This window comes from Chryseobacterium sp. FG46 (genome assembly GCF_057809135.1).
This window is the reverse complement of sequence record NZ_JBMDJJ010000003.1, coordinates 181466-207009: the sequence shown is the minus strand read 5'-3', so window position 1 is coordinate 207009 and position 25544 is coordinate 181466. Positions and strand designations below refer to the sequence as shown.

The 25544-nt window shown below is 35.6% G+C and carries 23 protein-coding genes and 1 other RNA gene; 11 read left to right on the top strand and 13 right to left on the bottom strand.

Annotated elements, in window-relative coordinates:
- Positions 1-275 precede the first annotated feature (275 nt).
- From ACODR7_RS03845 to ACODR7_RS03830, 4 genes are all read left to right on the top strand, one after another.
- Entirely contained in the window at positions 276-848 is a 573-nt protein-coding gene (locus ACODR7_RS03845; RefSeq protein WP_488837412.1) for a hypothetical protein, read from the top strand.
- 6 nt (positions 849-854) lie between these two features.
- The gene (locus ACODR7_RS03840; RefSeq protein WP_488837410.1) at positions 855-2423 is read left to right on the top strand and encodes an L-type lectin family protein; all 1569 of its coding nucleotides are present in this window, start codon (positions 855-857) and stop codon (positions 2421-2423) included.
- Between the two features lie 80 nt (positions 2424-2503).
- Positions 2504-3394 carry a DUF72 domain-containing protein gene (locus tag ACODR7_RS03835; RefSeq protein ID WP_488837408.1) on the top strand — a complete coding sequence of 297 codons (891 nt, stop codon included), beginning with the start codon at positions 2504-2506 and terminating at the stop codon, positions 3392-3394.
- A gap of 130 nt (positions 3395-3524) precedes the next feature.
- Positions 3525-3755: a hypothetical protein gene (locus tag ACODR7_RS03830; protein WP_488837407.1), complete on the top strand. Its 231-nt coding sequence runs from the start codon at positions 3525-3527 to the stop codon at positions 3753-3755.
- A 35-nt stretch (positions 3756-3790) separates the two neighbouring features.
- Here the strand turns inward: ACODR7_RS03830 and ACODR7_RS03825 are convergent, their stop codons facing one another.
- Positions 3791-4393: a hypothetical protein gene (locus tag ACODR7_RS03825; protein WP_488837405.1), complete on the bottom strand. Its 603-nt coding sequence runs from the start codon at positions 4391-4393 to the stop codon at positions 3791-3793.
- A gap of 69 nt (positions 4394-4462) precedes the next feature.
- On the opposite strand from ACODR7_RS03825, the gene ACODR7_RS03820 reads away from it, so the two are divergent.
- Entirely contained in the window at positions 4463-5707 is a 1245-nt protein-coding gene (locus ACODR7_RS03820; protein WP_488837403.1) for a porin family protein, read from the top strand.
- On the opposite strand, the gene ACODR7_RS03815 is transcribed toward ACODR7_RS03820, so the two are convergent.
- The 6 genes from ACODR7_RS03815 to ACODR7_RS03790 all read right to left on the bottom strand — a co-directional run bounded on the left by ACODR7_RS03815 (position 5704) and on the right by ACODR7_RS03790 (position 11955).
- On the bottom strand, positions 5704-6348 hold the full coding sequence (locus tag ACODR7_RS03815) for an HD domain-containing protein (protein ID WP_488837401.1): 645 nt from the start codon (positions 6346-6348) through the stop codon (positions 5704-5706). The two genes, ACODR7_RS03820 and ACODR7_RS03815, sit on opposite strands and share 4 nt — an antisense overlap.
- Positions 6345-7190 (bottom strand): alpha/beta hydrolase family protein, encoded by an 846-nt coding sequence (locus ACODR7_RS03810; protein WP_488837399.1) that lies wholly within the window; start codon positions 7188-7190, stop codon positions 6345-6347. The genes ACODR7_RS03815 and ACODR7_RS03810 overlap by 4 nt, the downstream gene beginning before the upstream one ends.
- Before the next feature lie 90 nt (positions 7191-7280).
- A complete protein-coding gene (locus ACODR7_RS03805) occupies positions 7281-8171 on the bottom strand; it encodes a ribokinase (RefSeq protein ID WP_488837397.1) in 891 nt (296 codons plus the stop codon).
- A gap of 68 nt (positions 8172-8239) precedes the next feature.
- A complete protein-coding gene (locus ACODR7_RS03800; RefSeq protein ID WP_488837396.1) occupies positions 8240-8875 on the bottom strand; it encodes a DUF4241 domain-containing protein in 636 nt (211 codons plus the stop codon).
- Between the two features lie 120 nt (positions 8876-8995).
- Positions 8996-9247 (bottom strand): GIY-YIG nuclease family protein, encoded by a 252-nt coding sequence (locus tag ACODR7_RS03795; RefSeq protein ID WP_488837394.1) that lies wholly within the window; start codon positions 9245-9247, stop codon positions 8996-8998.
- A gap of 92 nt (positions 9248-9339) precedes the next feature.
- Positions 9340-11955 carry a valine--tRNA ligase gene (locus tag ACODR7_RS03790; RefSeq protein WP_488837392.1) on the bottom strand — a complete coding sequence of 872 codons (2616 nt, stop codon included), beginning with the start codon at positions 11953-11955 and terminating at the stop codon, positions 9340-9342.
- A 128-nt stretch (positions 11956-12083) separates the two neighbouring features.
- On the opposite strand from ACODR7_RS03790, the gene ACODR7_RS03785 reads away from it, so the two are divergent.
- Positions 12084-12548 carry a DUF1573 domain-containing protein gene (locus tag ACODR7_RS03785; RefSeq protein ID WP_110010053.1) on the top strand — a complete coding sequence of 155 codons (465 nt, stop codon included), beginning with the start codon at positions 12084-12086 and terminating at the stop codon, positions 12546-12548.
- A 247-nt stretch (positions 12549-12795) separates the two neighbouring features.
- Entirely contained in the window at positions 12796-13665 is an 870-nt protein-coding gene (locus tag ACODR7_RS03780; protein ID WP_488837389.1) for a polyphosphate kinase 2 family protein, read from the top strand.
- Between the two features lie 96 nt (positions 13666-13761).
- Here the strand turns inward: ACODR7_RS03780 and rnpB are convergent.
- Positions 13762-14086: RNase P RNA component class A (gene rnpB, locus ACODR7_RS03775), an RNA gene on the bottom strand.
- Positions 14087-14330: 244 nt separating this feature from the next.
- Here rnpB and ACODR7_RS03770 point away from each other — a divergent pair.
- Genes ACODR7_RS03770 through ACODR7_RS03760 form a run of 3 tightly spaced genes read left to right on the top strand, consistent with a single transcriptional unit; the run spans position 14331 to position 17173 of the window.
- Positions 14331-14822, top strand: coding sequence for an RNA polymerase sigma factor (locus ACODR7_RS03770; RefSeq protein WP_047378820.1), 492 nt, complete (start codon positions 14331-14333; stop codon positions 14820-14822).
- Positions 14815-15489 (top strand): DUF8845 family protein, encoded by a 675-nt coding sequence (locus ACODR7_RS03765; protein WP_488837388.1) that lies wholly within the window; start codon positions 14815-14817, stop codon positions 15487-15489. The genes ACODR7_RS03770 and ACODR7_RS03765 overlap by 8 nt, the downstream gene beginning before the upstream one ends.
- A 58-nt stretch (positions 15490-15547) precedes the next feature.
- The gene (locus ACODR7_RS03760; protein WP_488837386.1) at positions 15548-17173 is read left to right on the top strand and encodes an AMP-binding protein; all 1626 of its coding nucleotides are present in this window, start codon (positions 15548-15550) and stop codon (positions 17171-17173) included.
- Positions 17174-17254: 81 nt separating this feature from the next.
- Here the strand turns inward: ACODR7_RS03760 and rpoN are convergent, their stop codons facing one another.
- The 5 genes from rpoN to ACODR7_RS03735 all read right to left on the bottom strand — a co-directional run bounded on the left by rpoN (position 17255) and on the right by ACODR7_RS03735 (position 24291).
- Complete coding sequence (gene rpoN / locus ACODR7_RS03755) at positions 17255-18718, bottom strand: RNA polymerase factor sigma-54 (protein ID WP_076596315.1); 1464 nt, start codon at positions 18716-18718, stop codon at positions 17255-17257.
- Between the two features lie 159 nt (positions 18719-18877).
- A complete protein-coding gene (gene asnS, locus ACODR7_RS03750; protein ID WP_076596316.1) occupies positions 18878-20326 on the bottom strand; it encodes an asparagine--tRNA ligase in 1449 nt (482 codons plus the stop codon).
- Positions 20327-21071: 745 nt separating this feature from the next.
- Positions 21072-22784 (bottom strand): helix-turn-helix domain-containing protein, encoded by a 1713-nt coding sequence (locus ACODR7_RS03745; protein ID WP_488837384.1) that lies wholly within the window; start codon positions 22782-22784, stop codon positions 21072-21074.
- Between the two features lie 178 nt (positions 22785-22962).
- Positions 22963-23601 (bottom strand): hypothetical protein, encoded by a 639-nt coding sequence (locus ACODR7_RS03740; protein ID WP_488837382.1) that lies wholly within the window; start codon positions 23599-23601, stop codon positions 22963-22965.
- An 18-nt stretch (positions 23602-23619) separates the two neighbouring features.
- Entirely contained in the window at positions 23620-24291 is a 672-nt protein-coding gene (locus ACODR7_RS03735; protein ID WP_488837380.1) for a hypothetical protein, read from the bottom strand.
- Positions 24292-24603: 312 nt separating this feature from the next.
- On the opposite strand from ACODR7_RS03735, the gene ACODR7_RS03730 reads away from it, so the two are divergent.
- Positions 24604-25533 (top strand): helix-turn-helix domain-containing protein, encoded by a 930-nt coding sequence (locus ACODR7_RS03730; protein ID WP_488837378.1) that lies wholly within the window; start codon positions 24604-24606, stop codon positions 25531-25533.
- Positions 25534-25544: the final 11 nt, after the last annotated feature.

Genomic DNA, 25544 nt, shown 5'->3' with positions numbered 1-25544 from the left:
ATAAATGAAAATAAATGTATTTACAATACAAAAACCTCAATAAAAAAGTCAATACAAAATAAAGCTTATATTTTTGTTTGATTTAATAAACAGGCCGGTTTAGGGTAATTATAAAACAACATATATTAACATCAATTAGTTTAAAAAAAACACGCTGAATTAAACACAATACAAAAAAAAACACAAACTCTTCATTTAAAAACACAAACAAAATTTCAATATTTAATACTATTGAAAAAGTAACCCAGATATAAACACAAACAATTATTTCGAAAATGAACAAAATTATTACCTTAATGCTTGCAACGCTTAGCATTACTCTTTCGGCACAGGTTGGAATTAACACCTCAACTCCTGATCAAAGCACAGTTTTAGACGTTACAAGTACTTCCAAAGGGGTACTTCTGCCAAGAATCAGCAATCTATCCGCTGTCACCACCCCGGCAACAGGCCTCATTATCTTTGATACCAATAAAAAATGTATCAGCCAAAATGTAGGAACTCCCACAACTCCGGATTGGGTATGCCTTTCTCCCTATGTAAATAAGTTTTTCTACATGCCAAGTGTAGTTTTTGACACTACAACAATCACAACAGGCCAAACGAAAGATCTGTACACATTGTATAAAAATCAGTTTTCAAATATCCCGGCAAATGCAAGAAGTACATCTGCTCCTGCTTCGATACCGTTTTTTCCCAATGCAACAGATTTATATTATTATGTGACAGGTTATGACACCACTGTTTTTAAAATAAACAGTATCAGCAGTACAGGTGTATTGAATTATGATGTTTTATCCAATGCTACTCCGGCAGCTTTTATTAACATCGTATTTGTTGTAAAATAAGCAGCTATGAAAAAGTATTTTAAAAGGCTATCATTGATGAGCCTGTTTTTTTCGCTGCTTACAAACTTCATGTATGCACAGACAGACAGTACAGAAGTGGCAAGTATATATGGATTTTATTCCTATTCGAGTTCGCTTATGAACGCTTCTTCAGCTTCCGAACTTACGATACAGGGAAATGCCTCACATACCTCTACCGGAGTACAACTTACTCCTGCAAGCTCAGGGCAGTTTGGAGGATTGTTTATCAATGGAAGAACCTTTACCTCGGTTAATGGTCTTCATGTTGAGTTTGAATATGATATGAAAAACGGAACTCCTTTCAGTGGTACTTATGGAGATGGCTTATCCTTTTTCCTGTATGATGGAGCTGTGACAAATCCTGTAATCGGAGCACCCGGAGCGGGTCTTGGATATTCTTACAACCGGACAAAGGACACCTATGCAAGCCAGAGAAAGGCCGGTTTATCATCTGCTTATCTTGGTATTGCCCTTGATGAATTTGGGAATTTCAAATCAAAGCGTTTTCAGGGTGAATCAAGGGTAAACGGAATCGCCGGAATAACCTGGTCACAATATACAAGCCATATTACCCTAAGAGGAGCAAGAGGAGCTGCTATCAATACAACCGGATTAGGTGAAGGCTTTACCGGATACCCTGTTCTTATAACGCGTTCCACTTTAAGCAATTCAGGAACCGTGGGCAGTGTATTGCAAACAGACAGAAGCTACCTTTCTACTTCCAACACTCTTTCTACCGTTTTTGATCTCAGAAACAATGCCGGTGAGTTCAGAAAAGTATATCTGGATCTGATTCCCCATTTTACAAGTGCTACCACTACAGACGGATTTGATATAAAAGTAGACATCCAGACAACACAAAACGGAACGCCTGTTAATGTCATCAATTATTATCATTATAAGACTTCAGTACCTTATATGGAAAATGCCAATCCTCAGACAACTGATTTCAATACTTCAGATATAGAAGGAGCTGCAACTCCCCACACGCTTGATGCAACGGCACCTGCTTTTCTTAAATTAGGTTTTGCCGCCTCTACAGGAGGTGCATTTCAGCAACATATTATCCGAAATGTAAAATTAACCCTTCCTTATTCAGCAGTTACCAATGATGATGTAGCTTCAACGTGTAAGTATCAGGCTGTCAATATCCCTGTTTTTAATAATGATATTGCCTACAAAGGACCAATAAGCATCACAACTCCACCTATCGGAAGTAATACCAATATAGATTATTCAACATTCAGTTTTGCAAAGACCAGTGACACGGATCTTACATTGTACCGCAAAAAAGTAACTTCTGCTGGTACCTGGACGTACAACAAGTCTACAGGCATTGTCACATTCACTCCTTCAAGCGGATTTACAGGAACTGCTACAATGACGTACAGCATAAAAGGAAAAACAGTAAAGGATTCAAGTGGTAAAATTATTGAACCTTATGGTGATACAGCCTATCGGTCTGTTCCCGCTACAATTACTGTTAATTTAAAAACTACCGGCTGCACCTATCCTGTCATTTCAAATAGAATGGTCACACAAGGGGTAAAATAAATTATTAAAAAGATCTTCAAAATAATGAAGATCTTTTTTGTTTATATTTGTGTTTATTGTTTAATATCAAAACTACAGATATGAAATTCGGACAAGTAGAAGATCCTTCAAAAATAGATTTCACATTACCTAAAGACCATCCCAGAACCAAGGAAATGCTGGCTCTTAATAAGAAAGGACTGGAAAACATTTCTATCGGATGTGCGAAATGGAATAAAACAGATCTTAAAGGATTCTATCCTAAAGGAACTAAGGATGAACTGACCTATTACGCCACTCAGTTTAATTCTATTGAGCTGAATGCCACTTTCTATGGAATGCCCACTCCGGATCAGGTAAAAACCTGGAAAGAAAAAACTCCGGAAAATTTTAAATTTTTCCCTAAAATCACCAATACCGTTTCCCATTTCAGAAGACTGATTGATGTTACCGATCCTGTGACTCATTTTGCTTCCGCTATTATCAATTTTGATGAGAAACTAGGAATGGCTTTCCTTCAGCTTCACGATAATTTTAAACCTAAGGATTATGACAGACTGGAAAAATTTGTAAAAGAATGGCCTAAAGAAGTCCCGTTAGCCATAGAACTCCGAAATACGGAATGGTTCACCAATGAGGAAATCCTGAATACAACCTGTGATCTTTTTGAAGCTCATAATATCACCAATATCATTGTAGATACTGCCGGAAGAAGAGATATGCTTCATATGCGCCTTACCACCCCCAATGCATTTATCCGTTATGTAGGAGCCAACGCAGAAAGTGACTACGAAAGACTGGATGACTGGCTGAAACATCTTACCCAATGGAAAAAAGAAGGTCTTCAGAATCTTTATTTCTTCGTACACCAGAATATTGAAAAAGCCTCTCCTTTATTGTCTGCTTATTTCATCAGGAAAGTGAATGAGGAATGGAAAACGAATATTCATATTCCGCAGATGGCTACGGAGACTACCGGGACACTTTTTTAATGATATAGAGTATAAATAGAATAATTTCGATATATTTAAAAAACAGACGTTTACTTCCTTTTCATCAAGAAAAATTCGTATATTAGAATATAATGTATTTCACTAAACATTATGCTTTAAAACATAAATCATGGAAAAGGAAATTTGTACAATCAGTATTGCTACCAGCTGGCTTGGTGATGAATATATTTTTTATGAAAATCATACCATAAAAAGAGTGTATGACAACCACAGTTTGAATTCCAATAAGAGCGAATGGCTTGAACCCAAAGAAATCAGTAAACAAAATAAGGATAAACTTATTAAAGCCTGTCCTGAAGAATTTAAGGAACAGATTATGCAGATTCTGGATTATCCTTAACAGAAACAGAAAAGGTAATGAGTATGGGAAACTCATTACCTTTTCTGTTTATTTTTTCTAAGAAGCAATACAAGATTGAGAAATAGAAGCAGAAAGTCGAGTGTAATCCAGATTCCCAGTTTTGTATTCTCATAATTATAAGCGTCTACCTGCTTTTTTGCCGCCTCAGAAAGTTTCATACTTTGATTGATATAGTTCTGTACTTCTACAATCTGGTCAATATTCTTATTGGGTACAGAATGTTGAGAAAAGTATACGAGGTTTTTCTTCCCAAGATAGCCTACAATCCAATATTCATCAGACTTATCCATTTTGAGATATTCTATTCTGTAATACTCCGGACGTATTTTTCCAATATGTTTAGATTCAAGAACTGTATTCTGATCTGTTTTATTTACCTTGATTAAATAAAAATCCAATGCCTGCGGAAGTTTATTAACCACCTGAAGCCCCACAGAATTATCAACAAATGCCACAGCGCTTTTCTTGATAAACCAATATGTAAAAACAGAAGTTGAAAAAACCACTGTTACAATACGAAACAGTTTTGCCCACCTTGCCATGCTTCCTGATTTAACCTTAAACAGGACCAATGAAAGGACACAAGCCAGAAATATGATAAAAATAATGAGTGTCATATTTTACAAAGATACTTCTTATCTCTATTTTATCTATATTTGCGCCCATATTTTTAATTCTAAATAACCATGAAAAAAATACTTTCTGGCCTTATTTTCTTTAGCATAGCTTCATTTTATGCACAAGTGAAATTTGAAAAAGGCTATATTATAGACCAAAATAATACAAAAAAAGAAGTTTTGATTAAAAACAAAGGATGGGTAAGCAATCCTGATAGCTTTGTTTTTAAAACAGCTGAAAACTCTGCCGAAGATAAAGGTACAACTTCTACAATTAAGGAATTCGGGATATACAATGATGCCAAATATGTTACTTACAATGGTGATATCGACTACTCATCAGATGATATTTCCAGTTTTTCCCATACCAATGAACCTAAGTTTGTAAAGAGTTCAGTATTCCTGAAAGAACTCGTTACCGGAAGTAAAAAACTATATATTTATAAAGGTCATATTACAAGATATTTTTATTCTGAATCAGATGCGATCATTCATCCATTAATTTATAAAAAATATTTTTTTAATGGGAATAGTTCTCAGGTTGCTACCAATGATCAATATCTTAATCAGTTAAAAACTATTTTTTCTGATAACAGTGATGTCCAATCATTAGTAAACAGAACACAATATACAGCGTCTAGTTTAACGAAAATATTTAAGGCTTATAATAGTAAAAATTCTGATGGAACAACTATCCAAATCAATGATCAGAATTTTACAGAAAATAAAAAGCAGGCGAAATTCAATCTTGCTGTCAGACCGGGAATTAATTTTTATGCACCGTTAAAATTGGAAGATTCTTACAGAAATCCAGGTTTTTCTTCAACATCAAATTTCAGAGTAGGTCTGGAAGCCGAATTGATTTTACCCTTCAACAAGAATAAATGGTCTATCATCCTTGAGCCTACGTACTCCCAGTATACCAATAAAAAAACAACTATCCGAACAGAGGATAATCTCTATAATATTACCATGGATAGTTATTCTTCCATTATTATTCCCGTAGGAATAAGGTACTCTATGTTTTTGAATGATAAATCTAAAATCTTTGTTAATGCTGTCATCAACATATTCAACATAAAAACAAGTTCTCCATCTTCAATAGATGTAGATTATGATGGAAAAGTATTTGATAATATAGCTCTTGCTTCCAATCAAACTTTCAGAGGTTCATCACTCGGTGCTGGATTTACTTACAATAACAAATTCAGCATAGAAGCAAGATTTAATAACCGTACCAACATTCTGTATAAGGATCTTCCTCATGCAGATCTTAAATCTTTTTCTTTAATTTTAGGATATAATATTTTCTAGTCTACATTCCATTCTTTATAAAACTGGTCGAGGAAATTCAACATATAATGGTGTCTTTCTTCGGCCATTTCTTTTCCTTTTTTAGTATTCATCATATCTTTCAAAAGCAGTAACTTTTCATAGAAATGATTAATAGTGGTTCCATCAGACTTTTTATATTCTTCTTTTGACATTCCCAGTTTGGGTTTTATATCCGGATGATACATCAGGTTATTTTTATAACCTCCAAAATTGAATGTTCTTGCAATTCCAATAGCTCCTATGGCATCAATACGGTCTGCATCCTGTACAATCTGAAGTTCAATGGGTGAATTTTCGGGTGCCTGATCTCTGTTTTTAAACGAAATATTTTCAATCACAAACAACACCTTCTGAATGGTTTGTTCAGAAACATTCTGTTCTTCAAGAAATGCTCTGGATATTTTGGGAGCAATGGTTTCATCACCGTTATGAAATTTAGGATCGGCAATATCGTGAAGAAGTGCAGACAATTCTACTACTTCTTTGTCACAATCTTCTGTTTCTGCTATCTGTGCGGCAAGTTTCCAGACTCTTTCAATATGGAACCAGTCATGCCCGGCTTCTGCTCCTTCTAATTTTTCTTTTACAAATGCTACTGTGTTGTCAATTGTACTTTTCATTTATCTATCAGTTCATTTAAAATAATATTCCAGAGTTTGCTGTTGTAACTTCTAAAAAAATTGATATGTCCGATTTCATTTTGATCAGATTCTGAAGCAGCTACCAGTCTGTAAGTAGGCGTAAGATTTGAATAGGTATTATTTAATAAGCTTAATACTCCTTTTTCCGTGAGCCATACATCATCTTCAGCCCGGATTACAAATACTTTCTGGGTTAAATTTTTAGAAAAATCATCAATTTTTTCCAACAGCTTGTTGGTTGATTTCTTGTTTAAAATTAAGGTTCTCCAGTCATATGCACAATTTTTTGGAAGACTTTCTCCCAGTCCAAACCAATGTGCAGGAAAATATCCTAACAATGAAGTAGTTAATGGCTGAGCAATTCCAAAACCTAGATACGCCTCAATTTTTGTAATCCCTTTAAGGTTTCCTACAAAGGCATTTTGCGTACCCACAAAAACAAATTCTTCAAAGATTTTGGAATCTGCATTCATTCCCAGAATCAACGCGCCTACAGAATGACCTAAACAGTACTTTTTATATTCTTTAAATTCTGACTTGAGATATTGAGTTACCGCTTTATAATCTTTTGAGCCCCAAAGCCTCATAGAGCCATGAAATCCTCTCATATTTTCCGGTTTGGAAAGCCCTATTCCTCTATAATCATAGGTAACAACGGTAAATCCCTTTTCACAGAAGTAGCTGGCAAAAGAAAAGTAGACCTGCTGTTTTACCCCTGTTGCTGAGTTGATCAGTAGTAATTTCCCATTATCTTTTTCCGGTTTAAACAAATGGCCAGTCAGCGAGACATGGTCTTCTGTGGTTAATATTAGTTTTTCCATAATATAAAAAGAAAAAATCCACTATAAAAGTGGACATTTTACTTATATTTTTATGTTAAGTTTCAGACTTTTGATATGTCGTAAATAGCTTTAAAAAAAGAAATCTGATATTCTCGGAAGTCCTGTCTGAGAGCCTTTGCCTCCGGAAACTCTTGATGAAACTTCATTCCCGAATTTCACACATTCTTCAATGGAATTCCCATGGCATAATGCAATGGCAAATCCTGATGTAAATGCATCACCCATCCCCATTTTATATACTTTTTCATCTTTATCGTTTCTGTAATATTTCATTTCTGTACCATCAAAATAAATGGTGGAATTGGTATCATCTCTTACAAAAACTTTATTGAAATATTTTTTAAGAACCTCTTCTCTTTTTTGTTCCCCGAAAATAACATATAATTCGTTACTTTTTGCCACAATAAAGTCAACCATTTCTAGAATTTCTTCACTAACTCTCATTGCAGGAGAAGCATACAGCCCTACTTTTTTTCCGTATTTCTTAGCTTTTCTAATGGTATGCTCTACAACATCCATAGAAACTTCAAGCTGTATCAATACAAGGTCTGTGGTATGAAAATACTTGTCTGCTTCGTCTATATGGGATTTGCTAAGATGTTTATTGGCGGCAGGTACTACAACAATCGCTGCGTTTCCGTGAGAAGTTGTTACATAGGCTGTTCCTGTAGCTTCTTTATCTGTTTCATGAACAAATCCTACATTTACATTTTCGCTTACCAGATTTCTCATAATCTGCTGCCCAAGAGGATCCATCCCAACGCATCCGATAAAATATACACTTGCTCCCAGTCTGGCTGTACCTACTGATTGATTGGCTCCCTTACCCCCAAAATAACTATCTGACTTGACGGCTAAAACCGTTTCATTAGGCAAAGGGAGTTTTTCGGTTTCAAGAACCAAATCTATCGATGAGCTGCCCACAACAATAATACGGGGTTGTTCTGATGAGAAATTCATTGTGTTTTGTATTAGCTTTAAAATTTATAACTGACAAAAATTGTGTCTCAAAAATAACTAATTTAAAATTAACTTATCTCGATAAATTCAGTAATTATTTTTACTGGTTGCTGATCTTTGTTATAGGCTATATAGCTGGCATAAAATCCTTCTCCATATCCGGTTTCAAAAGCAAATATAGTTCCGGGATGTTCCTTTGCTGGTTTGAGAAAGGCGTATTGATCTATAGCTCCGTTTTCATCAAAGAAATAATCATGGAAAAATTCTTCATAGATTCCCATAAAATCGCCTCCTTTATTTTGATATAATCTTTGCTCCAGTTCATTAAGGCTGTTTTGGGTATCAACATCCATCAGACATCCCATCCCACTTTCTACAGGATATCCGAAAACTTCTCCTTCCTCAAGATCTTTTATTTTCTGTCCTGCTGTGGTAGCCATTTTCCATTCTTTAATTTCAGAATCACTGAATATAATCTCGGCATAGGCAACACAGTTGCTATCTCTTTCTTTGTGAAGTATTACTGCGAAATCTCCTTTCGGAAATTCTGTAGTGAAAGGAAGCATATCATTAGTAATCAAAGGATCACAAGCGACCAGTTTCCCGCTTGAAAGATAAATCTTTCCTACTTCAAAACTTTCAAGCAACGGGCTTTCTACAAAGTCTTTCGAGAATAGTTTTTGTATGTTTTCTATATGTGTCATTGTATTTATTATTTGTTTTCTGTGTCAAGGCTGAGCGGAGTAGAAGCCTTTGGGGTTTTTATCTTTACAATTGCTAAAATGACTATCATTCCGGCAAATAGATAATTCTTTTACCCCATCCTAATTATCATTTATAATAGCTTCCTTTTTCTTACGACTCCAGCCTTTCACTTGTTTTTCAAACGCAATTGCTTGAATAATATCATTAAACAGATAAAAGAAGACCAGCTCAACCGGTCTTCTTTTATAAGTATACCTTTCAGGAAATTTCCCTGACTGGTGTTGAGAGAATCTCAACTCAATATCATTGGTAACTCCTGTATAATAGAAATTATCGGAACATTTTAAAATATACACAAAATATTGTTTCATCTTTCAAAAAAGGCTTTGTGAACATTCGTTCGCAGATTTTCATCTGTTCTCAGCCTGACATTCCGACAAATTAACCTCTTATCAGGCAATTTTTACAAACTTTTCAGTTTCTCTTCAAGGATCGCAATCTTATCCTGAGCATCTTTTTGCTTCTTACGCTCTCCTTCTACAACTTCCGGCTTAGCATTCGCAACAAATTTTTCATTGGAAAGCTTCTTTTCTACTGAAATTAAGAATCCTTTTAAATATTTCAATTCTTCTTCAGTTTTAGCCTTTTCTTCTCCTAAATCTAAGTTTTCACTTAATGGGATAGAAACTTCAGTAGCTCCTACCAGGAAGGTAAAGCTTGGCTTATCTGTTTTCTGTCCAAAATGAATTTCAGAAATATTAGCCAGTTTTCTTACTACAGCTTCATTCGCAAATTCAGAGGCGTTGGTATAAACCTCAGCGGCTTCTCTTGGAGAAATTCCTTTTGTCTGACGGTAATTTCTAACTCCTGAAATCAACTCTGCTGCCGTTTCAAAGTTTTTAATAATTGTCTCATCAAACGCTCCTGCTTCTTTCTGTTGAGCGATTACTAAAGCCTCATCAATACTCCTATCTGAGATAGTCTGCCACAGTTCTTCTGTTAAGAAAGGCATGAACGGATGAAGTAACTTCATCAGCTCTTCAAAGAAATAGATTGTTTTGTTATACACTTCTTTTGAAATCCCTTCTCCGTAATTAGGCTTAATCGCTTCAAGATACCAACCGCAAAAATCATCCCAAATTAATTTATAGATCAGATGCAATGCATCTGAAATTCTGAACTTTTCGAACTGATCATTAATTTCAGCGATTGTTTTGTTCAGCTTATTTTCAAACCATTCAATAGCCTGGTTATCTGTAGCAACAGCCGGCTTATCTTCATGATTCCACATATTGATCAGACGGAATGCATTCCAGATCTTCGTCATGAAGTTTCTTCCCTGAAGCATCAGATCTTCATCAAAAAGAAGGTCATTTCCAGCCGCAGAACTCAATAGAATTCCTACACGTACTCCATCAGCTCCATATTTTTCCATTAATTCAATAGGATCCGGAGAGTTTCCTAGAGATTTAGACATCTTTCTTCTCTGCTTATCCCTTACAATTCCTGTAAAATAAACATTCTTGAACGGAACTTCTTTTCTGTATTCCAACCCGGCCATAATCATTCTGGCTACCCAGAAGAAAATAATATCCGGACCTGTTACCAGATCAGAGGTTGGATAATAATAGTTGATATCTTTATTTTCAGGATCAAGCAATCCGTCAAATACAGACATTGGCCACAGCCATGAGGAGAACCATGTATCTAATGCATCATCATCCTGTCTAAGGTTTTCTGCAGTAAGATCTGAATTTCCTGTTTTTTGTTTTGCCAGTTCTAAAGCTTCTTCTTTAGTTTCTGCTACTACAAAATCATTTTCTCCTTCCCCATAGTAATAAGCAGGAATCTGCTGTCCCCACCAAAGCTGACGGGAAATATTCCAGTCGCGGATGTTTTCCATCCAGTGCTTGTAGGTATTTTTAAACTTTTCAGGATAAAACTTAACCTCATCATCCATCACTACATCCAAAGCGGGCTTAGCAATTTCAGACATTTTAAGGAACCACTGTACAGAAACTTTAGGCTCAATAACGGCACCTGTTCTCTCGGAAGTACCTACTTTATTGACATAATCTTCTGCTTTCAGCAAAAGATCTTTTTCTTCAAGTTCTTTAGCGATTTGTTTTCTTACATCAAATCTGTTTTTTCCTGCATAATGTAGACCATGCTCGTTAAGGTTTCCGTCATCATCCAGCGCATCAATCATTTTCAGCTCATGTTTCTGTCCGATTTCGTAATCATTGATATCGTGAGCAGGAGTAATTTTCAAAGCTCCCGTCCCGAATTCAATATCCACATATTCATCTTCAATGATCGGAATCACTCTGTCAACGATGGGTACGATTACATTTTTACCTTTCAGGTGAGCATATCTTTCGTCATTCGGATTGATACATACCGCTGTATCCCCGAAAATGGTTTCAGGACGCGTAGTAGCAACCGAAAGAAATTCTTCAGATCCTTCGATTTTATATTTAAGGAAATATAATTTTCCGTTTTGTTCTTTAAATATTACTTCTTCGTCAGAAATATTGGTTTTCGCTTCCGGATCCCAATTGACCATTCTGTACCCTCTGTAGATGAGTCCTTTATTATAAAGGTCTACAAAACTTTTGATAACCTGCTGTGAAAGTTTGTCTTCCATAGTGAATCTGGTTCTGTCCCAATCACATGAACATCCCAGCTTTTTCAGCTGCTCAAGAATAGTTCCGCCATATTTATTGGTCCAGTCCCAGGCATGGGTTAAAAATTCTTCACGGGTAATATCTGACTTACTGACTCCTTCAGACTTCAATTTAGCAACAACTTTAGCTTCAGTAGCAATTGAAGCATGGTCTGTTCCCGGAATCCAACAAGCATTAAACCCGCGCATTCTTGCACGACGGACCAGAACATCCTGAAGGGTATTGTTCAACATATGCCCCATGTGTAGTATCCCCGTCACGTTTGGCGGAGGAATAACCACTGTATATGGCGGCTTGTCATTAGGTTCTGAGTGGAAAAATTTGTTTTCCAACCAGTAATTGTACCATTTTTGTTCTGTTTCCTGTGGATTGTACTTTTCTGAAATCTGCATAAATTCTATTTCTTTGGCTTGCAATTTGCAAAAATAGTCTAAAGAAAAAAATTTTTAAGCATGAATTAAAATAATTTTTAACTTTGTTTCACAAAAATTATCTAACAAACGTATTAACATTCAAGAATATGAAAAAATTAATTGCAGGAATTGCATTATTCGGGACTTTTGCTCTGGCATCTGCACAAACCATTACATTTGATAAAACGACTTTCGATTACGGAACAATTAAGCCTAATGCTGATGGTACAAGATTCTTTACTGTAACGAACTCTGGTGATAAGCCTTTGATTCTTTCCAATGTAAAGCCTTCTTGTGGATGTACAACTCCTGAATTCAGCCAGGATCCTATCATGCCTGGAAAGTCTGCGAAAATTAAAGTGGGATACAATACAGCTATTCCTGGCCCTTTCAACAAAATGATTGAGGTTTTCTCTAATGATCCTGCAAACAACAGAAGTGTAATCTACATCAAAGGTAACGTAGATGCTAACGCTCCTGAGCCAAAAGTGTTAACTCCTGCTGAGCAGAAAGAAGCTGCTAAAGCTGAGAAAAAAGCTGCAAAACTTGCAAAAAAGACTGCTGCGAAGTAAGCTCTACTCAAAAAAATAAAAGAACCGTCTCTATTGAGACGGTTTTTTTATTACATTTATCTCTGATTAGGTGGAAGATGATAGGTAATAGGTGGCAGTAAATGTATTGACGTTTATCAAATATATTATTTAGGTTTTGGCTGAAGCCTTCGGATTTTTTTAAATGGCTGGGCTAAAGCCCACCCCTATTGAATTGTAATAACATCTTCACTTTTATCTTTTTACTTTTATCTTTAAATAAAAAAATATGGACACCGATTTCTCAGATAACTTTAAGGTAAACGGAAAATTTTCAATAAAAAAAGCATCAACGTCTTATAATGGAAAGCTCACGAAAGAAGAAGGAGAACAAATGCTGATTCAGGAAAAAGAAAAACTTCGTGAGCTGCAGGAAAAATTATATGCTGACGGCAGCCAGTCTTTGCTTGTTGTATTGCAGGCTATGGATGCTGCAGGAAAAGACAGTATGATAGAACACGTTTTCGGAGGAGTGAATCCTCAGGGATGTAATGTAACCAGTTTTAAGACACCAAGCTCCAAAGAATATTCTCATGACTTTTTATGGAGACATTACCTTGCCCTGCCACAGAAAGGAATGATAGGAATTTTCAACCGTTCTCATTATGAAAGCGTTCTGGTATGCAAGGTGCATCCTGAATATAATCTGAGTGAAAAAACATGGTCTTCCGTAAAAGATTTTGACAGCCAATTCTGGGAAAACAGGTATGAAAGCATCCGGAATTTTGAAAAACATCTTTCACAAAACGGAACAACTGTTGTGAAGATCTTTTTAAATGTCTCTAAGAATGAACAGAAAAAAAGACTTTTGGACAGAATAGATGAACAGGAAAAAAACTGGAAATTCTCTGCCGGAGATCTTCCGGAAAGAGCCTTATTTGAACAATACATGGAGGCGTATGAAACCGCTATCAATGAAACATCCAAAGATCACGCACCATGGTATGTACTTCCTGCTGACAATAAGTGGTTCGCAAGAGTAGCCGCTATTCAGATTATTATTGATACTTTGGAGAAAATGAATCTCAAATATCCTGTTCTTTCCGATAAGGACAGACAGGAATTACAGGAATCTAAAAAACAGTTGGAAAGTGAATAAATCAGGTTGAAATTTAGAGGCTTGAAGATGGAGGTTTAAAATCATTACGTTAAAAAACTTCACTCTTCCAGCCTCTAACTTCCAGCTTTTTTAAAAATCACGAGAAAATCTATAAGCCGGATTCTGTACTTCCGAAAAAGTGCCTGTTATTTATCTACGTATTACATTGCTGCAACACTTGAGCTGATTACCCCTCGGCTTTCAGGACGAGCCGCCCCTATTTTCATTGCTGAAAAGAACCGATATACTTATCATTGCACCGCAAAGAGTTTACCTGGTTTCACTACAGCCGAACTGTACCTGCTTTCTGTTGCACTTGTCCTACCCTCACGGGTGACGGATGTTATCCGCTTTGCTGCTCTATGGTGTCCGGACTTTCCTACCTCCCGTAAAACGGGAAATCAACAAGCCGATTTTCTCGCGGATGCAAAGGTACATAAATTTTGTGGTAAAAAGATAAATAGAGAAATGACTACCGGGTTTTAGCTCTATGTAAATGGTATTGATTGGTAAATATCTTTCGTTTCTTTTTTAATGAAAATACGAATTAATATTCTAAAAGCTGAGCAGCTATCCGCTATTCTGCTATTTACCCTTTTTACAATTTCTTATTATAATTTTCACTAATTACTACTTTATTATTATCTTCGTGCCATTATATATCTATGGATTCCAGAGAAAAAGAATTTGCGCAGCTTATCAAAGATAATCAGGGACTGATTATTAAAGTATCGCGCCTCTATACCAATTCTCTGGAAGATGAAGAGGATCTCTTCCAGGAAATCGTGTTACAACTCTGGAGAAGTTATGATTCCTTCAAAGGGAATTCTAAAATTTCTACATGGATGTATCGTGTAGCGCTCAATACAGCCATTACTCTTTTTAGAAAAAAAAGCAAAAGCCTTCCTACGAATGAGCTGGACGTCAACCACAAGGATTTTGTGGAAGATGACGATGAAAAACAGCAGCAGGTATCACTTTTGTATACTGTAATCAAGACTCTTCCTAATGTGGAAAGAGCCATTGTCATGATGTATCTTGACGATCTGCCTTACAAGGACATCGCAGAAAACCTCGGAATCACTGAAGTCAATGCACGCGTGAAAATGAACAGATTAAAGAAAACCCTTAAAGAACAGATGGAAAAATATGCCTGAATTTGATTTAGATAGCTTTAAGAAAACATGGCAGGAACAACCTGTACAGCATAAATATGACAACACTGAGATTCTTCAGATGTTGAATAGAAAGTCACGAAACTATGTGAAATATATTTTCTGGATCAGCGTCGTAGAATTACTGTTCTTTTCAGTATTGGGACTGTTTTACTTTTTCCCTGAAGAGGAATCGGACAGCTTCCGCAAAATGCTTGAAAGATTAGGTGCTCAGGAAGCTCCTGAAGTAGAAAACAACTTCGGTTATGCTTATTTAGCTATCAAGGTCTTAAGTTTATTGATCACAGCATATTTTGTATTGAAATTCTACCAGAATTACCGAAGAATCAAAATTGAGGAAAATCTGAAGGGTCTTATCACCAGAATTATTAAATTCAAAACAACAGTGAATGCTTTTATTCTCATCAGCATCGTATTATTGTTAATATTCACTTTTGTATTGGTTGCTTTTATATTTTATATACTAGATTCTCAGAATATACAGCCTAGTGGCTCCAATCTTACGATTATTATTGTTGGAATTGCAGTAAGCACATTGCTTGCGATTTCTATGATCTGGCTTTATTACAGATTGGTATATGGCACTATTATTAAAAAGCTTGATAAAAATCTAAAACAGCTTAAAGAAATAGATTCTCAGGAAAATTAATACACATAAGCATAGTTCGGGATATAATTGTTAATTTTATCCCACCAAATCTTAAACTATGCCCTTATCTTATGTATATGGAACTTCTGAGGTTTCATTATTAGGACAGACTATCGGAGCCAATCTTAAAAGTACTGTCGAAAAACACCCCCACCAGGAAGCATTAGTCTGCGTTCATCAGAATTACAGAGCTACTTATCAGGAATTTTACAATCAGACTACAGCTGTTGCAAAAGCTTTATTATTTTTAGGAGCAAAAGCGGGAGACAGAATCGGGATCTGGTCTTCCAACCGTTATGAATGGGTACTTTTACAGTATGCAACGGCAAGAATAGGAACTATTTTAGTGAATATCAATCCGGCCTATAGAACTCATGAACTGACGTACGTACTCAATCAGTCTGAAGTTCGTTTTATTTTCTCTTCTTTAAGCTTTAAAACCAGCAATTATAAAGAGATGGTTGAATATGCAAAAGAAGTATGTCCAACCCTTGAGCACGAAATATTCTTTGATGAAAACTGGGAATACTTTGTGAATAACGGGCAGGAAATTTCTGACGAAGTGCTTCACAGTTTTGAAGAGCATGTACAGTTTGACGATCCTGTTAATATCCAGTATACTTCCGGAACGACCGGTTTCCCTAAAGGTGTCACACTTTCTCATCATAATATTCTCAATAACGGTTATTTTATCGGCATCAGGCTAAAATATACTGAGAAAGACCGTGTCTGCATTCCTGTACCCTTTTACCACTGTTTTGGGATGGTGATCGGAAATATATGCTGTACAGCTCACGGAGCCTGTATGGTAATCCCCAATGATAGTTTTGATCCGGAGATTACTTTAAAAGCTGTTTCGGATGAAAAATGTACTTCCTTGTATGGAGTACCCACCATGTTTATTGCTGAACTGGCAGTAAAAGATTTTGACAGCTATGATTTTTCAAGTTTAAGGACAGGTGTTATGGCTGGTTCCGTATGCCCTCCGGAGATTATGAAAAAAGTGGAAAGCCTGATGAATATTAAAGAAATGAGCATCTGCTACGGGATGACGGAAACTTCACCAGTATCTACTCAGACTTTAATAGGAACACCGCTGGAAAAACAGGTCAGCACTGTAGGAACTGTTCAGGATCACCTTGAGATCAAAATCATTGATGAAAACGGAAGGACTTTAAAACGTGGAGAGCATGGTGAACTTTGCACCAGAGGATATTCTGTCATGCTGAAATACTGGAATGATCCTGAAAATACAAAAAAAGTACTGGATGATGCCCGCTGGATGCATACCGGAGATATGGCAGTAATGGACAAAGACGGCTATATTACCATTTCAGGAAGGATAAAAGACCTCATCATCCGGGGTGGAGAAAACATTTCGCCTAAAGAAATTGAAGATTTTTTATATACTTACACCAACATTCTTGATGTCCAGATCATTGGTATTCCCAGTGAAAAATTTGGGGAAGAAGTGATGGCCTGGGTAAAAGTGAGAAAAGGATTTACCATCACCGCAGAAGAGCTGCAGGAATACTGTAAAGGAAGAATTGCCCATTATAAAGTACCGAAATACTGGAAATTTGTAGATGAATTCCCCATGACTATTTCCGGAAAAATAAGAAAGGTTGAAATGCGGGAGATTTCTATGAGAGAGCTTGGGTTAGAAAATGTAAAGCAGAGCTGATTGAAAGGTAAAAAACTGTACCATTTTAGCTGAAGAACTAAAAACAAAAAAGCATTTCAGATTGAAATGCTTTTTTCATATTTAAAGTTCTTTTCTTAATCTTGCGACAGGAATATTGAGCTGTTCACGATATTTTGCAATCGTTCTTCTGGCAATATTATACCCCTGTTCCTTCAGAATCACCACTAATGCATCATCTGTAAGCGGCTTTCTCTTATTTTCTTTGCTGATAACTTCCTGAAGATGGGTTTTGATCTCTTTGGTAGAAACCTCTTCTCCATCATCATTCGTTAAGCTGTCTGAGAACAGATCTTTTAAATATACAATCCCGTTAGGAGTATCTGCATACTTACTTTTTACCACCCTTGAAATGGTAGAGATATCAAAACCTGTAATATCTGCAACATCTTTTAGAATCATTGGTTTCAGCGACTTTTCGTCACCCGTAATGAAATAATCCTTCTGGAACTTTACAATGGCTGTAATCGTCTGTAATAAGGTATTCTGACGCTGGTTAATGGCATCAATATACCATTTTGCAGCATCCAGCTTCTGTTTGATAAATAAAGCTGCCTGCTTGTGTTCCGATGAGTTTTTATCATGGGAATAGGTAGTTAGGATATCTTTATATTCTTCAGAAACTCTTAATGTAGGTGCATTTTTGCTGTTCAGCATAGGAACTACCTGCCCGTCTTTCACCTGAATCACAAAGTCCGGAATAATTTCCTGATTAATGGTAATCGTCTGGGTATCAAAATTCCCTCCTACTTTCGGAGATAATTTTGAGATTTCATCCAGAGCATCTTTCAGATCGTCTTCTTCAATATCATATTTCTGAATGATCTTGTTATAATGCTTATTGGTTAAAGCTTCAAACTGATGTCTTAAAATATTGGCAGCCAAAGAAACAGCTTTATCAGAGCTTACTTTCTTTTCAATCTGTAATAAAAGACATTCCTGCAGACCTCTTGCTCCCACTCCTGGCGGATCCAGCTTCTGAACATAATTTTCAAGGATATCTTCCACTCTTTCTTTAGTGGTATAGATTCCCTGTGAGAAAGCAAGATCGTCAACTATTGATTTAATCTCTCTTCTCAGATATCCGTCCGTATCTAGATTCCCGATAAGGTATTCTGCAATCTTAAGATCTTCATCATTGATATTTACCAAATGAATCTGTTCTGTAAGATAGTCATATAAAGATTGTCCCTCCGTTAGAAGGCTTTCGTTATCAAATTCTTCATCATCCGGAGAGTAGTTGCTGGATGCGGTTTTATAGCTTGGTTCGTCGTCATAGATATATTCATTGACGTCGAAATCTGTCTCAATGCTTTCTGTACCCTCATCCTGATAAGCATCTTCCAGAGAAGAATACTCATCTTCCTTAGAATCTTCTTTCGCAATTTCCAAAGCTGGGTTTTCTTCTAACTCTCTCTCCAACTCCTCTTCAAATTCAAGAGTATGAAGCTGAATAAGCTTCATCAACTGGATCTGCTGAGGGGCCAGCTTCTGTCCTAATTTGAGTTGTAAGTGTTGTTTAAGCATATTCTTATTTACGTTTTAACATAACATATTCTACGAATTTAATAAATTTATTTGATAAAAAACACATTTAGCATGATTTTTGCATTACTTACCCTAATATAATAAACTATTAAATAATAAAAAAAGCCTTAACTTGTGATTAAGGCTTTTTTTATTGTTCTAGAATTCAGCGCTTTTCGGCGTTCTAGGGAAAGGGATCACATCTCTGATGTTCGTCATTCCCGTTACGAAAAGAACTAATCTTTCCAATCCTAAACCAAAGCCTGCATGCGGTACAGAACCGAATTTTCTGGTATCAAGGTACCACCAAAGCTCGTGTTCATCTACATGCATATCTGCCATCTTCTGTTTTAAAACATCTAATCTTGCTTCTCTCTCTGATCCGCCGATGATCTCACCGATACCAGGGAAAAGAACATCCATAGCGGCAACAGTTTTGTTGTCATCGTTCAGTTTCATATAGAAAGCTTTGATTTCTTTCGGATAGTCAAATAATACTACCGGGCTTTCAAAGTGTTTTTCAACAAGGTATCTTTCATGCTCAGACTGAAGGTCTGTTCCCCATTTTTCAACCGGGTAAGCAAATTTTCCTTTTTTGTTTTCTTTAGAGTTCAATAAAATTTCGATGGCTTCTGTATAGCTTACACGCTTAAAACGCTTCGCGACAACATTCTGAAGTTTTTCGATAAGACCTTCTTTTGCTCTTTCTTTTTCCGGTTTTGTCTTTTGTTCTTCCGCAAAACGGTTGTCTAAGAACTCAAGATCATCTTTACAGTTATCCAATACATACTGGATCACATATTTTAAGAAATCTTCCGCAAGGTCGATATTGTCTTCAAGGTTGTTGAATGCCACTTCCGGCTCAATCATCCAGAATTCGGCAAGGTGTCTTGTTGTGTTGGAATTTTCAGCACGGAAAGTAGGTCCGAATGTATAAATTCTTCCCAATCCCATTGCTGCAGTTTCTCCTTCAAGCTGTCCTGAAACGGTAAGGTTTGTTTTTTTACCGAAGAAATCCTGTGCAAAATCAATTTCACCATCTTCAGTTTTCGGCATGTTATTCAGATCAAAGTTGGTTACCCCAAACATTTCACCTGCTCCTTCTGCATCAGCTCCTGTAATTACCGGTGTGTTGATATAGAAAAACTGATTCTGGTTGAAGAATGAATGAACGGCAAAACTTACTGCGTGACGTACTCTGAATACTGCTCCGAAAAGGTTCGTTCTGAATCTTAAGTGAGCCTGCTCACGAAGTTTTTCAAGACTGTGTTTCTTAGGCTGAAGAATTGTACTCTGAAGTTCTTCCGTAAAGTTATCTCCTAAAATAATAATTTTTTTTGCGATAATTTCCACAGACTGTCCTGCTCCCTGGCTTTCCACCACTTCTCCTACTACTTTCAGGGAAGAAGCTGTACTTATATTCTTGATGATGGCTTCATCAAAATTTTCGAAATCAACAACTATCTGCAAATTATTAATCGTAGAACCATCATTAAGCGCAATAAAGCGATTAGCACGGAAGGATCTTACCCATCCGTAAACTGTAATGTCATGATGTAATACTTTCTTGTAATCCTTTAGGACTTCTTTGATCGTTTGCTTTTTCATTTGTTGATGATAAATTTTTTATATAAAAATTAATGTCTGCAAAGTTACAAAAAAACAGCGCAACTTGATGATTGCGCCGTCTTTAAAAATCATTTAACAAGTATTTAAACTTTCTGTTCAGGAAATTCACCTTTTCTTCTGCTGGCTCTTCTTCATTTTCAGGTACATTTCCACTCAATATTATCCTGAACTTCAATAAAATCCGGAATACCCGGAATGAACACACTTACACAATCACTTTTAAAAGAATAAAATATGATTTTATTCTGAGTTTTCATGGAATTAGTCTATTGTAAATGGTTATTAGTTTTTAAGTGATACGTTTGTGGTCATTACCGGGTCTTACATCCATTTTTAGACTATACTATACTTTTAAACTGTGGCGGATTCACCGGATTTATATTGTTTAATGATTTTTAAATGATCACTACACTTTACATCTTTACATTCTGAACAATTTCTTCATTATTTATATTTTAGTTTTATTGGTTATTTTTTTAGTTTTTATCCTCTTCATTAAGAATTTTTATGATACAATTCCTGACTTGATTTTTTAAATGATCAACATTTTGGAACTGATATCTTGTATTGTGCACATACAAAATAAATGGTTGTGTTTTTACCTGAAGCAAAGATGCAGGAAGTGGAAGAATGACACAAGGGAATGCTTTATAGATTCATAAATTTATATACCTAAAAACATGAATTTATAAACAATAAACAATTGATAAACAATATATTAAACTTAATCCAAAGACATATTTTCAATTTCTTTCAAGTAGACAGAAAGTGGTGTTCCGGTTCGTTTTTTGAAGGCTAAAGTGAAAGCCTGCTCATTATTATATCCTAATTCTTCGGCAATAAAAGGAATTTTATAAGACCTGAATTTTTTGTCGTTGGCCAATCTGCTGATGGCATAATCAATACGAAGATCATTGAGATAGGTTGCAAAGTTTTTCCCTTTGTAAGTATTGATAATTTCTGACAGATATTTTGAGTTTGTTTTTATTTTTTTGGCCAGACTTCCCAACGTAATTCCTTTATTCAAAAACTGATCTTTGCTTTCAAATATTTCAAGTTCATGTAAAATATTCCGGGCAATATCTTCAGAAATAGTTCTGGATGTTTTATCTTCTGGATTTTCTGAGACAAGAGGTTCTGATGAAATTTCTTTATTAATTTCCCGGTCACTGCTTTTTCCTACCCTGTTTTCATTAACGGATTGAATAAGGTCCTGAGCGATCTTCTTATAGTTCTTTTCAGACTTTTTATATTTAAAATAAACGTTGATAAATAACAAATGTGAAATCAACAAAAGGCTCAGCACGATATAAAAAAGGCTTTTTCTTTTGGTAAGCTCATTGGTAATATCATCTTTCTCCTGCTGCAGCTCCGGGGTATCATATCTTCTGGGAAGTTCTCTGGAAATATATCTGAACTGAGTATCCAGAACCTGATCCACCTTTAAAAACCGGTCTACATAATACAGCTGCTTTTCTTTATCATTATTTTCTTTATAATAATCAATCAGGTAAGTGTATACATCTCTCAGCTCTGGATAAATATAATTCGTTTTAAGAACCAAAGAATCAATCTTTCGAAACAATTCTGTTGCTTTCTCTTTTTCCTGAAGTCCGGCATAAGATTTTCCCAAATACAGAAGGGTATAATTATGGTTTCTTTTACTGCCATTATTTTGGGTAAAGAAATACTTTTCACACTCCAATAAACCGTTAATCGCTTTCTGATAGTTTTTCAAATGCAGATGATAATATCCCAGCAGCCCAAGGTTTTGATAATAACGGTAAACATCTTTATTTTTTTTGGAATCCAGTAAGCCTTCCTGTATCAATGCATAAGCAGAATCCATTTTATTAATCTCTATATAGGCATCTGCCAGATTCAATTTCAGGGAATTCTTTTCATCCTGATTCATATAATCGGCATCATAGGCATAATGTTTCAAAACTTTTGCTGTCTCGGCATGCTTTCCGATATAATTATTAAGATAGGCAATACTGATATGCGCCATAGCAATCTGCCTTTTATTTCCTTTTTCTTTTGCATATTTTAATCCCAGGATATAATTGTTTAATGCAGCCTGGAGATTATCGGTTTTAAAATACAGGTTTCCTCTTAACAGATAGATTCTCGCCGGATAGATATTTTCTTTTGAATTTCTGGTGATGCGTTGTAAGCTGTCAAGGTATTTTAATGCATTGGGTAAATCTTCCTCAAAATGAAGCATAACATATCCCTCAGCAATCTGAGTCAGATTTTTTTCAGATTTTGCCTTTTTAAGATAAGAACCGGCAATACTTTTTGTACGGTTTGTATCTCCGGGCAACGCCTTATAGAATTCATCTTCCAACTCTTTATAAGTCCTTTTTTCCGGAATATTTTTTTCAGCATTATTGGTCTGTGCATGAAAAAACACATTTCCAATAACCAATAACATTAGTAAATATTTTAATTTCATCACTCATCCTGGCTATATTACAAAAATATTATTTTTCTTCAGTAGATGCATCACTCCTTTTGCTTTTTTCCATGTATTAATCAATATTTTCGTTAAAATTAGTGATGATAAATCAACAAAGAGAGAGTACAGAATGAAATTACACTCTCTCAAAAAATCATTTCCACTCTACTTTTCCTTCCATATAATATACCCTTCCCTTATCCTCATAAAGAAGATCATATCCCTGAGAGGTCAGATAAAAATGGCAGACTTTAGTTTCGTTTGTTTCTTTAAAATCTATAACCGCAGGACACATTTTCGCCCTATCCATTTTCTTCACAATTAAATCAAAATTTTTCTGAATATTTTTCCTGCTGTACAGTGATAGCATCCGGTCATCAATAAAGCGGATATATTTCAAAGATGAAAGTGGATAAGTAATTAGTTTAAAAGGTTCTCCCGCAAGCCTGGCAGCATTTTCATTGAAAAAATTCGTGATTGAAAGGCTGTCCTTTGTAATGTTCTTCACCACACTTGATTCATACCTTTTCCCATCCGAAAATTCCATACTATAGATCGCTTCCATTTTAATGGCAAAACCTTTCCCGGATTTTCTTAAATCTGTCAGATCTGTAAATTCTTTTCCTTTTTTAATGACAATCAAAACATTCCCTTCTCCAAAATCACAGTCATAATATTTTTTATAATCAAAAGGTTCTTCTGTTTGGGCTTTCAAGGTATCATTCACTGTATTTTGTGAAAAAATACGTATTGACAGCATCAGTAAAAATAAGATCAGCGTATAGTTTTTCATGGCTTGATTATGTAATGGTTAAAACTTATTTTGGCGACTCTCCTGCAGCGCCTTCTTTGTTATCTGCTTCTTAAAATTCCAATTAATCAGAGGAAGCTTTCTTCTTCCATTCTCATTCCATCCTCCAATTTGTATTCCTCTGAAATCTTTACATTGATTGTACAAACCGATCTGTATTCCCCGGCATTTCTGCCCGATATTGGCCAATGGCGCTACAGAAATACCTTTCATCTCATGATGCAGATTAAAAAACGGAGAAACAGACATCCCGTTCGTCACAGCATACGTATTGATATTACTCGAAACATTGATTTCCAGCCCATTGGTTACCGTAGGTTCCATATTGATGAGCGACAGCTGCAGTCCGTTAATGGTATTCATTTTTTCACGAGGAACAATTACATAATCATCATTAAGATTCCAATGATCAGGCTGTAAAGTAAAAAGCATGAGTGGTGGAAGAAAAATGCCCATCACATTAAAACCCATTCCTAATCCGTTCACTTTTTTAGGCTTAAAATGATCTTCCTCATCATAATATTTAAATAAAACTCCATTGACATTTCTCACATTCTTTGAAGGTGAAGCTGCAATCAGTCTTGGTTTCAAAGAATCTACTTTTAGACTGTCTGATGCATAAGCCAGACTATTGATCAAAAGACCTGCTATTAATAAAATTCGTGTTTTCATAACTCGTTATTTTAAATTACAGATCAAAATTATCAGCAGAAGACTCAGTTTCGAATGTGAAAAAAAATTAAAAAAAACATCCTGTTCGCGAAAATCGCAAAACGCGGGGTTGGAAGCCGGAAGAAAGAAGCCGGAAGTCACTTTGAGTGATCAGTAGTAATAGTGATTATAAATCCAATTACTTTTAAATTGTTATTGATTCTTTCGACCTCCGATACTTCGCTTCTCGCAGCTTCAAGCTTCCGCCCTTCTCAACAGAAAATCAACAACTCTTTCCACAAAAAATACTACATTTGTGAAAATCACAAAACTATGCACCAGGAAGCTTTATTGAGGGAAATCCGAAGAAAAATTGGTGAGAAATCTTTAAATGATGAGATTGCCAACATTCTTAACATCAGCTATGATGCAGCTCACAGAAGGACTTCTATGAAAGCCAAGTTCAGTTTTGGGGAAGCTCTGGAGCTCGCCAAATATTATCAGATCTCTTTGGATCAGTTTCTGGGAACGGAAAATCAGTTGGTGGTCAAAAGAACGCAACCTGTAAAAACCACCGGAGATCTTTTAAATTATTTCGAGAACTCTTTGAAAATTTTGAATGTTTTTCAGAACATCACCAATTCCAAAGTGTTTTATTCTGCGAAAGACATCCCGTTTTTTTATACTATTTCAGATTCAATGCTGTCTCGTTTCAAGTTTTATGTCTGGATGAATTTATTGAACCAGGATAAGTTTTTAAGTCCGTTTCATGAGTTTACGATGGAATACCATTCTGTAAAAAACGAGATGCTGAAAGATCTTTATGATAAACAAAATGTAACGGAAATATGGAATGACACCACCATTATGAGTGCTTTAAGACAAATTTCGTTCTATTATGAAATGGGGTTATTAAAGAAAAATGATGTGGATCTTATTCTGGAAGACCTGAAAAAATTACTGGAAGGGCTCGAAATCAAAACACTTGAAAAAACTAATTTTCAGATCTATGTGAATGATTTAGTCATTTTAAATAACAGTATTTTATTTAAAAATGAAGAACAATGTTCCTTTTTTGTACCTTTCAGCATGTTCGGATATATGATGACCAATGATAAAGTTACGTGTGAGGATTCTCTGAGCTATTTTGAGCATCAGATCAAAAATTCCAGATCACTGAATGAATCCGGAAACAGGGAAAGAAAAATATTTTTCAATAAACTGTACGACCAGATTGACCGATTAAAACAAAATTTATCATGAAGACCTCCTAT

Bases quoted from the DNA above. Each gene is read 5' to 3' on its own strand.
- ACODR7_RS03740 (WP_488837382.1), bottom strand. From the start codon at position 23,601: ATGAAAAACTATACGCTGATCTTATTTTTACTGATGCTGTCAATACGT.
- ACODR7_RS03815 (WP_488837401.1), bottom strand. From the start codon at position 6,348: ATGAAAAGTACAATTGACAACACAGTAGCATTTGTAAAAGAAAAATTA.
- ACODR7_RS03810 (WP_488837399.1), bottom strand. From the start codon at position 7,190: ATGGAAAAACTAATATTAACCACAGAAGACCATGTCTCGCTGACTGGC.
- ACODR7_RS03780 (WP_488837389.1), top strand. From the start codon at position 12,796: ATGGACACCGATTTCTCAGATAACTTTAAGGTAAACGGAAAATTTTCA.
- asnS (WP_076596316.1), bottom strand. From the start codon at position 20,326: ATGAAAAAGCAAACGATCAAAGAAGTCCTAAAGGATTACAAGAAAGTA.
- ACODR7_RS03730 (WP_488837378.1), top strand. From the start codon at position 24,604: ATGCACCAGGAAGCTTTATTGAGGGAAATCCGAAGAAAAATTGGTGAG.
- rpoN (WP_076596315.1), bottom strand. From the start codon at position 18,718: ATGCTTAAACAACACTTACAACTCAAATTAGGACAGAAGCTGGCCCCT.
- ACODR7_RS03785 (WP_110010053.1), top strand. From the start codon at position 12,084: ATGAAAAAATTAATTGCAGGAATTGCATTATTCGGGACTTTTGCTCTG.
- ACODR7_RS03770 (WP_047378820.1), top strand. From the start codon at position 14,331: ATGGATTCCAGAGAAAAAGAATTTGCGCAGCTTATCAAAGATAATCAG.
- ACODR7_RS03840 (WP_488837410.1), top strand. From the start codon at position 855: ATGAAAAAGTATTTTAAAAGGCTATCATTGATGAGCCTGTTTTTTTCG.
- ACODR7_RS03760 (WP_488837386.1), top strand. From the start codon at position 15,548: ATGCCCTTATCTTATGTATATGGAACTTCTGAGGTTTCATTATTAGGA.
- ACODR7_RS03795 (WP_488837394.1), bottom strand. From the start codon at position 9,247: ATGAAACAATATTTTGTGTATATTTTAAAATGTTCCGATAATTTCTAT.
- ACODR7_RS03820 (WP_488837403.1), top strand. From the start codon at position 4,463: ATGAAAAAAATACTTTCTGGCCTTATTTTCTTTAGCATAGCTTCATTT.
- ACODR7_RS03800 (WP_488837396.1), bottom strand. From the start codon at position 8,875: ATGACACATATAGAAAACATACAAAAACTATTCTCGAAAGACTTTGTA.
- ACODR7_RS03735 (WP_488837380.1), bottom strand. From the start codon at position 24,291: ATGAAAACACGAATTTTATTAATAGCAGGTCTTTTGATCAATAGTCTG.
- ACODR7_RS03765 (WP_488837388.1), top strand. From the start codon at position 14,815: ATGCCTGAATTTGATTTAGATAGCTTTAAGAAAACATGGCAGGAACAA.
- ACODR7_RS03835 (WP_488837408.1), top strand. From the start codon at position 2,504: ATGAAATTCGGACAAGTAGAAGATCCTTCAAAAATAGATTTCACATTA.
- ACODR7_RS03845 (WP_488837412.1), top strand. From the start codon at position 276: ATGAACAAAATTATTACCTTAATGCTTGCAACGCTTAGCATTACTCTT.
- ACODR7_RS03805 (WP_488837397.1), bottom strand. From the start codon at position 8,171: ATGAATTTCTCATCAGAACAACCCCGTATTATTGTTGTGGGCAGCTCA.
- ACODR7_RS03745 (WP_488837384.1), bottom strand. From the start codon at position 22,784: ATGTTATTGGTTATTGGAAATGTGTTTTTTCATGCACAGACCAATAAT.
- ACODR7_RS03790 (WP_488837392.1), bottom strand. From the start codon at position 11,955: ATGCAGATTTCAGAAAAGTACAATCCACAGGAAACAGAACAAAAATGG.
- ACODR7_RS03825 (WP_488837405.1), bottom strand. From the start codon at position 4,393: ATGACACTCATTATTTTTATCATATTTCTGGCTTGTGTCCTTTCATTG.
- ACODR7_RS03830 (WP_488837407.1), top strand. From the start codon at position 3,525: ATGGAAAAGGAAATTTGTACAATCAGTATTGCTACCAGCTGGCTTGGT.